The following is a 14,648-nucleotide window of genomic DNA, read 5'->3' as shown; positions in this document are numbered from 1 at the left end:
GGAGATCTATAGCAGGTCTTTTTTGAACTTGTTTTAGGATCTTCCGGCAATAAAGACCCTGAATGAATCCATGGTGACGATTGTTCTGTTCGTATCTAAAAGAAAAGTAAAGGCACTTCAGAATATGGAAGTGCCTTCTTGCTTAAAAAGAATAAAGAACGTTATTTTATACTAACCAGTACTTTAATTTTTTCAACCGTTGGTTGGTTAAAATCTTGCAGGGCTTTACCCAAAACCTGGCCAACCTTAACTTTATTTAAGTCTGCTTTCATGGCAACCCCGCGTTGTGAGGAGGTTACCAGCATATCACCCCTTTTAATTGCGCCACCTTCTAAACAAACTTTGGTTGGAATTACGCCGATTACACCCATTGGTACTTTATCTACAAGTTCCGAATCGATATTTTCTTCCGTTAATAAAACCCCGGGTTTTGTAGCATAAACTCCAGCTACTAAATTGGAATAGGCGCCATTTGATTTTTCAACAGCTCTATCCTTATCAACAGAGATGATTAAAATATCACCTGGTTCGAAATCCTTTACTTCTCCGCTTACACCAAATGCTTCGGCTACATCGGCGCCGCTGTTTACTGTGCCTCCATTAAAGAAACCCCGGCCTGCTTTGTTAATCCTGGCCATGTTAGCGCTTCCACTCTGGCCTATAAAAATATCTCCTGATGCACCGGTATGGTTGGCTAATATGGTTGTTCCGGTACCCGCGTTAGAAATTTGTACAGTAGGTTGACTATTATTGACATTAAAATTCGCAAAACGACCTGCTTTTCCAGTACCAAAATTAGGAGTCCAGCCATAGATCGAACTTCCTGTACCATCTGTAGAAGCTTCGACGCCATTCCCATTTTTACCTGCATTTGCAGTAATCGCATTTCCACTACCTTCAGTAAGCGAAATAAGACCTGGCCCGTTTCCAGCCGCGTTAGATTGGTAGAACAATCCTGCATAGCCTCCTGTGCCAGAGGATAAACCATATACGCCAGCGGTACCAAAATTGGCAAAAATAGAGTTTACTTCACCTTTGACAGCCGGAGAGATACCGGTAGTACGATCAACTTTAAAATTACCGGCTATTCCATTCCCCACAGTTTTTACCGTTAAAACTTCAGATTCATTATCGGTGTTAAAATTTTCAAAACGGCCTGCACGTCCTAAACTAAATGTAGGCACCCAACCATATACGGCCGTACCTGTCCCATCAACATTGGCTTCTACAGCATTACCGTTTTTGCCGGCATTCGCCGTAAAAGCATTACCATTACCATCAGTTAAGGCAAGTAGCGCCGCACCATTACCAGCAGGGTTAGAAGCATAGAATAGACCTGCCCTGCCGCCGGTTCCTGATGATACACCAAAAATACCAGCTGCGCCAAAGTTGCTAAATATGGTATTCACTTCTCCACGAACTGCAGAACCAACACCATTTGTGTTATTTAGGTTGAATGAAGCTGCGTTACCAAGCGTGTTATCTGGTATATTTCCTCTGGTGTTAGATATTACTTCAAAAGAATTTACTTCTGTATTATCTTCATTAATATTGATAAAGCGGCCCGCTCTTCCAGTGCTACCGTTGCTCCCAACTTCACCCTGTACGCCTGCGGCTGTATTATCTTTATTTGTAGAAATAAAACCACGTACACCATAGCCACCCCCATCGTTCCGGCCAACAACTGCACCGGCAATATTACTTATGGTAAGGCCTACAACAGCTTCTCCACCACCTGTATTCTGACCCAGAACACCAGCTGAAGTTTGTGCGCTTGTAATCCCGTTTATGGCTAAACCGGCACCAGTTACACTTTTTACGCCAATACCGTTTCCTGTTGTTGAAGCATTAATTACAGTTCCATTACCTACCGTATTAACATTTAATACATTGCTTGCGTTTGAATTGTTAGCTATGGAAATATTTGCAGCAATTCCACTGTTAGAGGTAGCACTGAAGCCTATACCAGTATTGCTATTGGCATATACGCCATAGCCCGCACCACTCGAATTACCATAAACGCCAATGCCATTTGGGGTTACACCATAAACGCCCCAACCGCTTCCGTTCTGACTCCCCCACATGCCAATACCCAGACCACCAGTACCATTGTTGATACCGCGAACAGCTGAAGCAAAGCCTCCTGGTGCCGTTGAACTTACAGTACCGCTCACAGCTGCAATACTGGGGGTTGTGGTATTATTTATGCCCGCAATTGATGTCCCTTCACCATTGTTAGTGATCGAAAATAAGGTTGGTGCCGAGTTTTCTGTGGCCGCAAAAGGGAGCGTTAATGCACCACCTGCATCAGTTCCTGGAGCCCAGTTTGTTCCATTGTATTTTAAAACCTGGCCATTAACAGGTGCGGTAGCCGCAACTGCAATGTTTTGGATACCTTTTACCAATGGGTTTGGATAATTTCCACTCAAATCTCCACCAGCTACACCAGTAAGTTCGCCCGCAGGCCCGGTTGGGCCGGTGGGTCCTATTGGTCCCGCTGGGCCGGTTGCACCTACAGGGCCCTGGCTGCCAGGAGCTCCCGCAGGGCCTATTGGTCCAACTGGTCCTGTTGCACCTGCTGGCCCTGTTAATCCGATAGGTCCTGCTGGCCCTGTTGCACCTACAGGGCCCTGACTGCCAGGAGCTCCCACGGGACCCGCTGGGCCTATAGGTCCAACCGCTCCGGTCGCACCTGGAGGACCAACTAATCCCTGAGGGCCCATTGGTCCAGGCGCGCCAGTTGGGCCAGCGGGTCCTGTTGCTCCCGCAGGACCTGGATTACCTGTTGCAGCATATAGTGCAAATGGCACACTCATTAATTGTGTTGCTCCTAAATCAGTAAAGGCTCCACTGCCAATGGCCAGTTCAACTTTTAAATATTGGTTTGCATTTTGCCATGGAACACCTGCCAGTGTTCCTGTTGAAGGCGACCCTTTACCTATTTGTAATGTAAAAAGGCCCAAAGTGTTTGTCGTGAGGTCGTGGTTTTCCTGATACTGAACAGGACCGGTGGCGCTTGTTCCAAGTATCGAAATCCTAACCCTTATATTTTGTTTGGCAAGTACAGTACCATCGTTATTGCGGGCCACCGCCTGATAGTTGATTCCTGTAAGGCCGCTTTGAGCCGATACTTTTCCGAAAAAGGTAAGGATAACCGCAATGATGAGCGTAAACTTTTTCATGTTAAATAATTTTAAAGTGTAGAGGTATTAGATGAATATTTTACTGTTTGGTTGTACTTTCCTGTTGCATTGGTGGTAGTTTAACCTCTGTTTTGGGCTCGCTTTTATCTGGTTTGTTTTCTGATTCGGAGGCTGTTTTTAAATTTCCTGCTGCTTTTCTGTTTGCTGCAGGGAAAGCGCTTTTTGCACTAACTTGTTTATAATTCTGAAATAACCTTTGCTTTGTAGGTGTAGAAACATCCTTTTTTAGCGTCTCTTCTTTATCCTTTAATTTTTCAATCTCAGTTGATTTATTCGGGAATAAGGTGTTGATGGTTGATCTCTGAGCTTTTGCATTTGCGATGCCAATCACAGTCAGCATTAACAAGAAGAATAACTTTTTCATTTTTTATAGCTTGTTTTTGAGGTTAATATTTAATCAATGGCATAACTTACAGTAAATTTGATTCCGTTCCGAAGCACATAACGCCTTGCTGTGGGCGCTACATAACTCATGTCGAACTGAAAAGCTTTTACTTTTAAACCAAGGCCAACTGAAACATGCTGCCTGTTCCCTTTGTCAGGGTCTTCGTAAAAATATCCGGTACGAAGAAAAAGCTGGTTCATGTAAGCAAATTCCATCCCGCCGGCAATGGTAAATTCTGATATCTCTTCTCTAAAACCGCCTGGAGCATCAAAAAGAGAAGTAAACAGCGCACTTGGTACACTTCTGGCCGGATCCTTTCCCTTTTCAATTTCATTTGTTGCTATTCCATTGGCATCCACTTTATATCTTGGTGGAGAAGGAACCATTAATTTATTTACATCTAAAAGAAAGGTAAGGCTGTTTGATTTATTTTTTAACAGCGTGTAACCTCCTCCAATGCGTAAATTCATAGGTAGAAATGATTCAGCCGTAGCGCCTGAAGAATACTTTAATTTAGTACCAATGTTGGTTAAACTCACTCCCCAGGCATAACGCGAGTTGTTTAGCGTTTTTTCTGAATAGACGCTAATATCAGCAGCATAGGCATTAACGGGGTTTACCTGTAAGCCATTAAATGTTCCATTGCCGAGGTCGCTCCTGATAAAACGACCAGTTAGTGCGATGGCAAGGTTATCTCCGAATTTTCTGGAGTATGTCCCATCAATAGCGAACTCGTTGGCATTGTATTGCTGCAGAAGTCCACCGTTTTCATCACGGAAATTAATGTTTCCCTGATCAAAATATTTTAGTGAAACGCCGATGACTTCTTTGTCATTTAACCGATGGTAGGCATTTAAATTACCTAGGTGTAGGTTTTTGTCAATTTCCATCATCCAGGGTACATATGAGACACTTACGCCTGTTTTATTTGCGAACGAAAGTTTTGCTCCGTTAATAAAATTAGAATTTGCATCGCTGGTTAATCCGGTTCCTGCCTCGCCAACAGCTGAATTCCGTGCATCGGGACTAATTAATAAAAATGCAGCACCGGTTGTTACCGTACTATATTGATTTTGAAGCTGAGCCTTTGCATAATTGACCAAACCAAGCAAAATCAGTACAGCGAATGCGGTTTTGATAAGCGTTTTCATGGAGGTATTTTAGATGGTTAGCACTAAATTTATTGGATGACGAGTTTTTCAGAGAATATCCGGTAATTGACATAAAGTACAACATGGTAAGTTCCCGAGGCCAGTCCGTTTAATGGCATGATATATTCGATTTTCCCCGCCAAACTTTTTACTGAACTCGAGTGCACAATTTGACCGGCATTGTTAACCAAATTGATGATCACCTTGCCATCGGTTAGCAAATCGAAATCTATTTTTGTTTTTCCAATGGCTGGATTTGGATAAACCCGCATATTACCAACCGCATTGGGAACAAAGTTGGAGGCGATGATCTCTGGCTGTTGGAAACCCTGGGTTAGCATAATGCCGGCATTTTGGAGCGTGAGGGTGGCTACATCACCAATGGTAAACTGAACCAAGGTATTGCCGACCTGAGCACTTCCACCTGTACTGGCAACTACACTACGGGTTAGTGCGGTCTGCCCATAAGATTTAATTAGGTACAGGAAAAAAATTAGGGAGCATAAAAATATTTTTTTCATAGAGCGCATGAAAGTTGTTCAGTTATGGTTCATAGAATTAGCATTCATATTTTCAACCATAACTTTCATCTCCCCAATAGGTAGAAGGGATGAGCGTTAATGGATGACCATTACAAATTGACAGAAAGCAATCAATTATTTCAATACGCTTTTTACGGTATTTTTTTTAATTAACAGCGATTATTGCAGGCCCAGAAATGCCTTGTTTTCTAAAGCGTATTTAACCAACAGCGCTGTATTGTTTAAATTGAGTTTATAAAAAATATTTTTACGGTGCGTATCTACTGTTCTGGTGCTTAAGAAAAGCAGATTGGCAATTTCCGCGTTGGTATTGCCCTCAACAATAAGGTTAACAATTTCAAGTTCGCGAGAGGAGAGGATGTGTTTATTTTTTTTGTCAGGATATTTATGATGGCATAAAAACTCTTCGAGGATATCTTCCAAACCGTTTGATACATAGTAAGCTCCCTGGTGGACATCATCAATTGCCTTGAATAGGTTTTTATCATCTGTGTCTTTAAAAAGATAGCCTTTGGCGCCAGCTTCAAGCATATTCAACACATTTCTTTTATCATTAAGCATTGATAGTACAATTACTTTAATTTCTGGATAATCTGATTTGATAATTTCAAGAGTTTGATATCCGTTTAAAACCGGCATATTTATGTCAAGCAGTATTACATCCGGCCTTTCATTTTTAACAAGATCGATCACTTCAGTTCCATTATTGGCAACTGCAATTACTTTAAAATCTTTTCTAACGGCTAAAATGAGTTGTAGCCCGTTAATTAGTACGTTATGGTCATCTGCGATTAATAGCTTAATCATTAATTCTTTGTTTTAAAATTCTTTTTAAGTTAAGTGTAATGGTAACGGCAACGCCTCTTCCAATTGCCGTATCAGTATTCAACTCTGCCTTTATGGCCTTGATGTAGGCTTCAATGTTATATAAGCCATAGCCTCTTTTTACGTTTTGAAAATCGTATCCTTTGCCATCATCTTCATAAAGTAAAATCAGTTTTTCGTGACGATTGATGATTACGATATGAATATTTTTTGCTTCAGCATGTTTAATGGTGTTGGAAATCAATTCCTGGCAGATTCTGTAAATGGCATACTCTGGCGTACTTTTAAGTGCAACGGTAAAGCCCGAATAATCGAAATGGATCTGTATAATGCCTAATTTGCTGAGACTTTCAATAAGATCCTCCATTGCTGTAACCAAGCCATTTTCATCAAGTGTTTTAGGACTTAAATTAATCAAAGTTGTTCTTAGCATGCTTACAGATGAATCAATATATTCTGTCGATAATTTACGCAGTTCGCCCCCATCGATCATTTTGTTAATGTCGCCGGCTAAGAGATAATGCTTTAAAGAAGATAATTTTAAGCCTAATTCATCATGAAGATAGTTAGCGATTCTTTCTCTGTCTGTTTTCTGGAAGTTGATCATCTGACGTAACTGTATCACTTGAAGGTGTTTTACCCATCTTAAATAAATAAAGAGCGCGAGTAGCGCAGTAATAATTAAGCTAACAATAAGCAACGCGATAAACCAATCCGTTTGCCAAAAAGGGCTGCTGATTACAATTGTTAAAATTGTTTTTTCATTACTGTAAACATCAGTGAGTACAAGTTTAAAATTTCCTGATGGCATATTTGGAAACCGGATGCTATTGCTGCCTAAAACACTAACCTTTTTGTTGTCATAGCCAATCATTTGATAAACTATTTTTCTTTGTGCAGGGTTAATGAAATCCATCGTACTGAATGCAATTGTGATGGTATTTTCATCGTGATCTAGTTTTAAGTATTTGGTTGTAATTGGATTATCGATGCCTTGATGAAGCTGATCATTGATCAGAATGTTGGTGATCTGGGGTTTAGAATAACTGGTATAGATATTCGATTTTTTTGGGTCTATCACATTAACCCCATTGATACCTCCAAATGCCAATAATCCATTTTTAAGTGATACAGCAGCATCAGGATTAAAAACCATGCTCTGCAAGCCATCACTAACGGTATAACGCGTTTGATTACTATTTTTTGTATTGTAAAAGTACATGCCATTGTTGGTTGCCACCCAAAGGTTTTTATATTGATCAGCTAAAACACTACGGCAATTTAGATCTGTCAATGTTGATTTTTCTATAGTATTTGTAGCAACATTAAATTTTAAAAGCCCTGAAGTTGTAGCCAGGTAAATAATTTTGTCAACTTTTATGCTGCCATTTATGCCATAAGGCGATCTGGTAAGTTCTTTAATGAAAATAAATTTTCCAGCCGTTAACCGGGCAAGATATATAGATGTATAATAGGTTTGGATGATGACTTGATTATTATCAGATGGAATTAACCGTTGTATATTGGGCCATGACACCGCACGGTTAATGGCCTGGTCCATTTCAAAGTATAGTTCGTTTTCTGGTTTGATAGTTACCCTCGCAATGCCATATTCTGTAGCTGCAAATAAATCCGGACCTATTTTTGAAATTTGATTGATCTGGGCCTTTCCATTTAACTTTTCCGAAAACTTTACTTTTAATGCTTTGAATTTTTGCTTTTTAACATCATAAATAAAAAAAAGACCATTATAAAGTACAGTTAAAATGTTGCCATTATCTAACGCTATAAGTTGAGCAACTCCGAGTTTTAAAAATTCATGTTTTAATGGCTTTGTTAAATCCGAGTGGTAGATAAGCAATCCAGCGTTCTTTGTTCCGCACCAGAATTGACCGTTTTTAGGCCTTAAAATTACACTGATATCATTTTCAAAATTAGGTGAAACATCGTTTTTATCGAGATATCTGGAAAAAATTACCTTATTTAAATTAGTATAATCGAGGCCATAACCATTAATGCCCAAGAACAGGTTCTGTTTTTGATCGATGTAAATTTTGCGAATAAAATTGCCCGACAGGCTAAATGAATTATCAGGTTGGTGGTTATACTCAGCAAAAAACTTTTTTGTAGGTAAATCGAACAAGAGTAAACCATTACTTCTAGTTCCTATAATAAGCCAGGGTTTGCCTGGGTATTTTGCGATGGCTGTTACAGATATGTTTTTGCTCGTTTTACAACCATTGAAACGCTCATACTGTCTGGTTTTTATATTTAGCTTTAACAATCCATTATCACTGCCAAGCCAAAGTAAGCTATCTGATGCAAAATATATATCTTCGATATGACTGTTCAGGTTTCCGTTCGTACTGTTCATAAAAAACTCCTGAACATGCTGCTCCTTAACATCGTCGGCCTGGTTAATATAAATACCTTTTACGCCTCTGCTAACAAACCAATCTAGCTTATTGTAAAATGGGAGCGGACTGAACAGATAGCCGTTAGAATATGTTGTTATATACTTTGTAGTACTATCTTTAGTGTTGTATTTATAAACGTTGCCCGCCAAATACACCCAAAGATTTTGCTGTTTGTCTATATAAAAAGGGAAGGAATAGTAATTCTCATTCAATTTAGCTCCTTTTGCGAAATTGTAGCTTTTAAAATTATCTTTTATCCGGTTATATTTTACCAGATTGCTTTGCGAACCGATTATTAAATCGCCATTTCGATCTTCGATAATGTTAGTAATATAATTTCCGGGAAAAGCGGTTGAATTGTTTTTCTTTTTATAGGTGATGCAGGTTTTTCCATCGAAACGATTTAACCCATTTTCGGTGCCAATCCATAAAAAGCCATCTTTATCACTACATAATGTACGTATTATTGGATCGCTTAAACCGTCTTCGAGTGTGAGATGCTTGAATAATAGGGGCGGGGCATTTTGAGCAGAAACTGATAGATAGAAGGAAATACAACAGAAAATCCCGCATAGCTTTTTTAATAAATTAAACTCGGAAAAGTAGTTAACAAAGTACATGGGACGTTAAAAATAGAATAATTTAGCTTTTAAATATATAAAAATATAATATTTTGCTTCTTTTAAATTTATAATAATATGCTGATTATTAGGGTTATGTCGAATAAATGGACTTTAAAATGCCGTTAAAATAAAAAAGTATATATTTGCCTTGCTCAAAGGGGTGCTTTTTGATTCCGCAATTTCTGTTGCCATCAATTTGCTGAGATTATACCCATTTAGAGGTTTAAGCCAAAAGGTTTAAGGTATAGGGTTTAACCTTACACCCTATACCTCAAACCTTACACCTACTAATGAACCTGATGCGGATAATGCCGCCGGAGGAAGAGGTTAAAATTTACAAAACTGTTTCGCCCCGAAAACGGTATCTAATTATTTTTACCGGCTGCAAAGCAAATTATTGTAAATGAATTTTCAAGATTGGTTTAAGCTTTTTCAGGAGCAGATTTTACACACCTCATTAATCGAATGGTTGGCTGTGGGTTTTGGGGTATCTGAAGTTTTATTGGCAAAGAAAAATAGTATCTGGCTTTATCCAACAGGAATAATTTCGATCCTGTTATCGATGTTTCTACTCTTAAATGTAAAGTTGTATGCAGAAACCTTGCTGAGCATTTATTATCTGGTGATGAGCGTTTACGGATGGATAATCTGGAAGAAAAGAAAACAGGACGGAGAAAACCAGGTTTCATGGTCTAGCAATAAAGAATTAACCATTGCTGTTTTAATTTCTGTGATTGGTTTCGGCATACTTTACCTTGTATTGAGACATTATACCGATTCGGATGTGCCTGTTTTTGATGCCTTTGTATCTTCAACAGCATGGGCAGGTATGTGGCTGTTGGCCAAACGCAAAATAGAAAACTGGATATTCCTGAATATTTCGAATATTGTTGCCATTCCGTTGCTGTTTCATAAAAAGCTTCCGCTTATGGCCTGTTTAACTACGTTTTTGTTCACTGTAGCAATATTTGGATTTTTAGACTGGAAGAAGATCATTAACAAAAGCAGACTCAAATTGGCTTAATTACTTTCATACGCAAAGCAAAAAAATAATCATGCAAGAAACATTAGCAACCACCTGGCAGGAAAAAGTAAAAGCTTATGCAGCAATTTCTGAAAAAATGGGAAAACTTCATCCCGAAATTTTAGAACTGGCCTATCAGGAAAACTGGTTTAAGCTTTTTGTGCCCGAAATTTATGGTGGAGCGAACAAGAAACTTCCTGAAATTTTAAGATTGGAAGAAGAATTGGCTGAAGCTGACGGAAGTTTAGGTTGGACCATTACACTTTGCGCTGGCGCAGGTTGGTTTGCCGGGTTTTTAAATCCTGAATTGGCTGCAGAGATTTTTGCCGATCGTGAGGTTTGTTTTGCAGGGAGTGGCGCTGTTGGTGGGGTGGCCATTAAAACGCAAAGTGGGTATCTGCTTAATGGAAAATGGAGTTATGCCAGTGGTGCATTACACGCCACTATATTTACAGCTAACTGTACGCTTAAAAACGAAAATGGTGATGATATTTTGGATGAAAATGGAGAGCCTGAAATTAAATCATTCATCCTTAAAAAAGAGGAAGTAAATATCCTTCCCGGCTGGTCTTATTTTGGTTTAATTGCAACGGGCAGTCATGCTTTTGAAGTTCGCGATCTAAACGTTGACGAGCGTAGGACTTTTAAAATTAACCAGCATATCGAAGTGGCAGATTCTGGCTTTGATTATCCCTTTTTACAGCTTGCTGAAACTACGTTAACGGTAAATAGTTTAGGAATGACCAATCATTTTATTAAACTGGTAGAGCAATCTTTTTACTCCCGCTCGGGATTGGGGAGATATAGCGAAGCGCAAATTTTGTTTTTTAACAACGAACTTAACCGTAGTAAAGAAGAGGTAATAAATCTTCGTACAAAATTCTACCATACGTTTGATAAATCCTGGAACCAGTTAATGAGTGAAGGCGAAATTGCTGAGGATACTTTAATGGAAGTGAGTTCAATCAGTCGTAAATTGGCTCATACCTGTTGGAAATCGGCAGCTGCTTTATTCCCATACTGTGGCTTAGAGGCTGCAAAAAAGGAATCAGAAATTAATAGGGTTTGGAGAGATATTCATACGGCGAGCCAACATGCTTTACTTACATTCGAAATTTAATCATTCCAAAAGCTCTGGTTTAATTTTATCTTTAAAATCAGTAGCAAACTTATTCAGTTTGGGCTGTATCACAAATGCACAATAAGGTTTCCCCTGATTGTTGCTAAAATAGTTTTGATGATAATCTTCAGCCTCGTAAAATTCGGTTATAGGAGAAACTTCTGTCACAATGGGCTTATCGAAAACATGTTGTTGTGTTAAATCTTCGATCATTTTCTCCGTCTGTTTTTTCTGACCTTCATTTTCATAAAAAACCACCGAGCGGTATTGCGTGCCAACATCATTACCCTGCCTATTTAAAGTTGTTGGATTATGGGTTTTAAAGAATACCAATAAAAGCTCATTGAATGAAATAACACTTTCATCGAATGAGATTTGAATTACTTCTGCGTGTCCGGTATCGCCGTTACAAATTTCCATATAGGTTGGATGCTTTAAGTCTCCCCCCATGTAGCCTGATGTAACCTGGCTTACTCCATTTAACGTCTGAAAAACGGCTTCGGTGCACCAAAAGCAGCCTCCGCCAAATGTTGCTGTTTGCATATCCTGCATATATAAAATCTATTCCAATTTTTAGATCAATCAAAAAAAGACATTTTTTTGATATTAAAGATTGGTTGGATACCGATTATTCCTATAAGTTTTAAGTAGGTGCTGTTTGGACAGCACTTTAGGATAAATACTTCAATGTCCTCAAGATTAAGTAATCTTAATTAACCATAGATAAAAGAGATGCATACAGATATAAGAATCTGAGTTTATCTGTGTGCATCTGTGGTTAAAAAACTTAACTAAACGGAATTGATAAATGCACGGCAAAATGTATCTATATAGCAGGAAAACAAAAAAAGCCTGTAATTGTAATTACAGGCTTCAGTTTTTTTATTGATATTGGATATATATCGGTTTTGGTGTAAGCTTTAATAGCTCTTCAGGGGTCATTAACCGCTTAGGCTCTTTCTTTAAATCATTTTTATAAAATAGCTTAAAGCCAGTAAACTGTACGGGTTCGCTCTGTATAAAGTGGCGATAAGTACCTTTTTTTAATTCAGGTTCACCCCATCCATCCATATGCATCACAACCTGAACCTCAGGACGTAATTTGATACTTGGAGAATTGGTTACCATTTTCTTAGTAAAACGGTGTAATACAAATACTTTTGGAGGCAAATTGTATTTTTTAACAATATCTGCTAAATATCCGGTTACATAATTAACATCGGCAGCATCATAGGTGCCGATCTTTTTGCCTGGCAATGTTCCGTCTTTCATCGAAAATTCTGGATCGATACCTAAATGAACATATGGCAATTCCAGGTATTTTGCAATGTGAGGTAACTCTGCTTTTATGGTGCTTAAAGCTACCTGAAGATCCAAAAATACAATTGTGTTAGGTTGCATTTTAGCAATTTTCAAAACAGAATCAATCTGTTTATTACCCATTCTGTTGATGTATTTTCCATCTTTTCCTGGTGTTCCGCTTGCTACTGCAGCAATATAGTGTAATCCTGGTTGTACCGGGGTAGAAGGATCAGCTTTTTCCCAGTGTTTAACCTCAGCATTTAAGCGCTGCCACATTTCTTTAGGCGCATATTCGCCAAGCGCACCCATTTTTTTCGAATGCAGGTTCCCATAATAAACAACTATGCGTTTAAAAGGTAAAATAGCTCCCGCTAAAGGATAGGGCTGTTTTTTTACTGGCCATCTGCCGGTAGTATCTCCGTTTGCCAGTTTTTTTACTAAAGAATCGTAAAGCTTTGGATCAACCGGTTTCATTACGTTTACCGTTGAGTCCGTTTTCTTTTTAGTTGAATCAGAAGAGAAGATTTTACCGATACCGCCGCTGCTCTTACCGTCTGAATTACAGTTGGCAAATAAGCTGATTGCGGCAAAACCAAGTATTAGTGTGCCTGCTAATTGAGGGAATTTCATAAATATTATATAGATAATTAAAGTTTATACTTTTTCCGGATCTGTTTTGATGAAAGTAGGGTGGAAATCTCGTAGTTTAAAATAAAGTAATCAACATTTACACATTACAGAATTTGCCAAAAACACCCAATGGCAATTTAATGCCCGATGTAGCCTGTAGAAACAGTTCTCCGGTTTCGAGGTTTTGAACAGATGGGAATGAGGTGCGGATCAAGTTTTCTACAATTACCGACGAAAAACCTAATGAATAAGTATTTAGGATTAAGAAATGTTCTTTTTCATCCAAAAGCTGTACCACATCCTGCATCATTTCCTGGATATGATCTTCCAGTTTCCATTTTTCGCCATTAGGGCCATGACCGTAAGCAGGAGGATCTAAAATGATTCCATTGTATTTTTTGCCTCTTTTCAATTCTTTTTTTACAAACTTTAAGGCATCCTCTACCATCCAGCGGGTATCTTTCAATCCCGAAAGCTCCTGGTTTTCATTTGCCCAGGTAACTACCTGTTTAATCGAATCTACGTGGGTAGTTTCGGCGCCAGCTGCATTGGCAATTAATGATGCCGCACCAGTGTAGGCGAAAAGATTTAAAACTTTAGGCTGAGGCGTTTTAAATTTTTTAATCGAAGAAGAGATGAAATCCCAGTTTACAGCCTGTTCAGGAAATACACCTACATGTTTGAAAGAGGTTAAACCTAAGCGGAGTTTAATACCTACTTCGTTGTTTTTATATTCTACATGCCAGCGATCTGGAATAGAAAGATTTTTCTTCACCCATTCACCAGAGGTAGCCGAACGCCCCCTGAAGGTGATGTTAGCCGTTTTTTTCCAATCCTGTTCGGAGTATGTTTTTTTCCATACCGCTTGAGGTTCAGGACGGATAAGGGTTACATTTCCAAAACGTTCCAGTTTTTCAAAATCCCCGCAATCAATCAGTTCATAATCTTTCCAGTGGGTTGGGGCAAGTAATTGTATCATGTATTAAATAACTTTAAATTTGGGTAACTTTTGATATATTGATCATCAGTTGTCAGCGTTAAATCATTAGCTATTGCTGGTGAAATAATAAGCCTGTCAAAAGGGTCTTTATGTATTAATGGTAATAATCTTTTTCGAAATAGAATTATCTCCATTAATAAAAAATAGAAATATATGTGTGTTTAATAAAAAACGCATTACATATAATCCTTTAGCTCGTCTAATGGCTCGTTAAAATCATCAGAAATATAAAGAATTGTGCCTTTTGCAGCGCCATAGAGACTTTTTGGCTCTTCAACAGTATTTGTTTTTTCACTTTCCGATTTAGGAAAGCGCTTTGAGTGTTTAGCTTTTAAAAAATAAATAAAATCTTCTACCTCGTTTACCATGCTTTCTGGTAAGGTTTCCAATTTGTGAATGATATTTTTTGTAGCCGTAGTCATATTA

12 protein-coding genes are annotated in these 14,648 nt (G+C 38.6%); 2 read left to right on the top strand and 10 right to left on the bottom strand.

The window, feature by feature from the left end; all coding sequences use genetic code 11:
* Positions 1–161: 161 nt before the first annotated feature.
* The 6 genes from ACN9MR_RS18245 to ACN9MR_RS18220 form a co-directional block, all read right to left on the bottom strand.
* Entirely contained in the window at positions 162–3,182 is a 3,021-nt protein-coding gene (locus tag ACN9MR_RS18245) for a beta strand repeat-containing protein (RefSeq protein WP_426325795.1), read from the bottom strand.
* Positions 3,183–3,222: 40 nt separating this feature from the next.
* Positions 3,223–3,567, bottom strand: coding sequence for a hypothetical protein (locus ACN9MR_RS18240; RefSeq protein ID WP_426325793.1), 345 nt, complete (start codon positions 3,565–3,567; stop codon positions 3,223–3,225).
* Positions 3,568–3,596: 29 nt separating this feature from the next.
* Positions 3,597–4,739, bottom strand: a complete 1,143-nt coding sequence (gene porV, locus ACN9MR_RS18235) for a type IX secretion system outer membrane channel protein PorV (protein WP_426325791.1) — start codon at positions 4,737–4,739, stop codon at positions 3,597–3,599.
* A gap of 29 nt (positions 4,740–4,768) precedes the next feature.
* Positions 4,769–5,260: a T9SS type A sorting domain-containing protein gene (locus ACN9MR_RS18230; RefSeq protein ID WP_426325789.1), complete on the bottom strand. Its 492-nt coding sequence runs from the start codon at positions 5,258–5,260 to the stop codon at positions 4,769–4,771.
* A 180-nt stretch (positions 5,261–5,440) separates the two neighbouring features.
* Entirely contained in the window at positions 5,441–6,088 is a 648-nt protein-coding gene (locus ACN9MR_RS18225) for a response regulator (protein ID WP_426325787.1), read from the bottom strand.
* Complete coding sequence (locus ACN9MR_RS18220) at positions 6,081–9,143, bottom strand: ligand-binding sensor domain-containing protein (RefSeq protein ID WP_426325785.1); 3,063 nt, start codon at positions 9,141–9,143, stop codon at positions 6,081–6,083. The genes ACN9MR_RS18225 and ACN9MR_RS18220 overlap by 8 nt, the downstream gene beginning before the upstream one ends.
* Positions 9,144–9,549: 406 nt before the next feature.
* Here ACN9MR_RS18220 and pnuC point away from each other — a divergent pair, with 406 nt between their 5' ends.
* Together pnuC and ACN9MR_RS18210 are read left to right on the top strand one after the other, a co-directional pair.
* Positions 9,550–10,170 (top strand): nicotinamide riboside transporter PnuC, encoded by a 621-nt coding sequence (gene pnuC / locus ACN9MR_RS18215; RefSeq protein WP_426325783.1) that lies wholly within the window; start codon positions 9,550–9,552, stop codon positions 10,168–10,170.
* A 31-nt stretch (positions 10,171–10,201) separates the two neighbouring features.
* Complete coding sequence (locus ACN9MR_RS18210; protein WP_426325781.1) at positions 10,202–11,290, top strand: acyl-CoA dehydrogenase family protein; 1,089 nt, start codon at positions 10,202–10,204, stop codon at positions 11,288–11,290.
* Here ACN9MR_RS18210 and msrA read toward each other — a convergent pair whose 3' ends face one another.
* The 4 genes from msrA to vapB form a co-directional block, all read right to left on the bottom strand.
* The gene (gene msrA, locus ACN9MR_RS18205; RefSeq protein WP_426325779.1) at positions 11,291–11,833 is read right to left on the bottom strand and encodes a peptide-methionine (S)-S-oxide reductase MsrA; all 543 of its coding nucleotides are present in this window, start codon (positions 11,831–11,833) and stop codon (positions 11,291–11,293) included.
* A gap of 339 nt (positions 11,834–12,172) precedes the next feature.
* A complete protein-coding gene (locus ACN9MR_RS18200; protein ID WP_426325777.1) occupies positions 12,173–13,222 on the bottom strand; it encodes a hypothetical protein in 1,050 nt (349 codons plus the stop codon).
* 97 nt (positions 13,223–13,319) lie between these two features.
* On the bottom strand, positions 13,320–14,201 hold the full coding sequence (locus ACN9MR_RS18195) for a class I SAM-dependent methyltransferase (protein ID WP_426325775.1): 882 nt from the start codon (positions 14,199–14,201) through the stop codon (positions 13,320–13,322).
* Positions 14,202–14,398: 197 nt separating this feature from the next.
* Positions 14,399–14,644, bottom strand: a complete 246-nt coding sequence (gene vapB, locus ACN9MR_RS18190) for a type II toxin-antitoxin system VapB family antitoxin (RefSeq protein WP_426325773.1) — start codon at positions 14,642–14,644, stop codon at positions 14,399–14,401.
* Between the last annotated feature and the right edge of the window lie 4 nt (positions 14,645–14,648).

This window comes from Pedobacter sp. R-06 (genome assembly GCF_049913135.1).
GTDB lineage: Bacteria > Bacteroidota > Bacteroidia > Sphingobacteriales > Sphingobacteriaceae > Pedobacter.
This window is presented reverse-complemented; position numbering and strand designations above follow the sequence as displayed.

Bases quoted from the DNA above. Each gene is read 5' to 3' on its own strand.
- ACN9MR_RS18245 (WP_426325795.1), bottom strand. From the start codon at position 3,182: ATGAAAAAGTTTACGCTCATCATTGCGGTTATCCTTACCTTTTTCGGA.
- ACN9MR_RS18240 (WP_426325793.1), bottom strand. From the start codon at position 3,567: ATGAAAAAGTTATTCTTCTTGTTAATGCTGACTGTGATTGGCATCGCA.
- porV (WP_426325791.1), bottom strand. From the start codon at position 4,739: ATGAAAACGCTTATCAAAACCGCATTCGCTGTACTGATTTTGCTTGGT.
- ACN9MR_RS18230 (WP_426325789.1), bottom strand. From the start codon at position 5,260: ATGAAAAAAATATTTTTATGCTCCCTAATTTTTTTCCTGTACCTAATT.
- ACN9MR_RS18225 (WP_426325787.1), bottom strand. From the start codon at position 6,088: ATGATTAAGCTATTAATCGCAGATGACCATAACGTACTAATTAACGGG.
- ACN9MR_RS18220 (WP_426325785.1), bottom strand. From the start codon at position 9,143: ATGTACTTTGTTAACTACTTTTCCGAGTTTAATTTATTAAAAAAGCTA.
- pnuC (WP_426325783.1), top strand. From the start codon at position 9,550: ATGAATTTTCAAGATTGGTTTAAGCTTTTTCAGGAGCAGATTTTACAC.
- ACN9MR_RS18210 (WP_426325781.1), top strand. From the start codon at position 10,202: ATGCAAGAAACATTAGCAACCACCTGGCAGGAAAAAGTAAAAGCTTAT.
- msrA (WP_426325779.1), bottom strand. From the start codon at position 11,833: ATGCAAACAGCAACATTTGGCGGAGGCTGCTTTTGGTGCACCGAAGCC.
- ACN9MR_RS18200 (WP_426325777.1), bottom strand. From the start codon at position 13,222: ATGAAATTCCCTCAATTAGCAGGCACACTAATACTTGGTTTTGCCGCA.
- ACN9MR_RS18195 (WP_426325775.1), bottom strand. From the start codon at position 14,201: ATGATACAATTACTTGCCCCAACCCACTGGAAAGATTATGAACTGATT.
- vapB (WP_426325773.1), bottom strand. From the start codon at position 14,644: ATGACTACGGCTACAAAAAATATCATTCACAAATTGGAAACCTTACCA.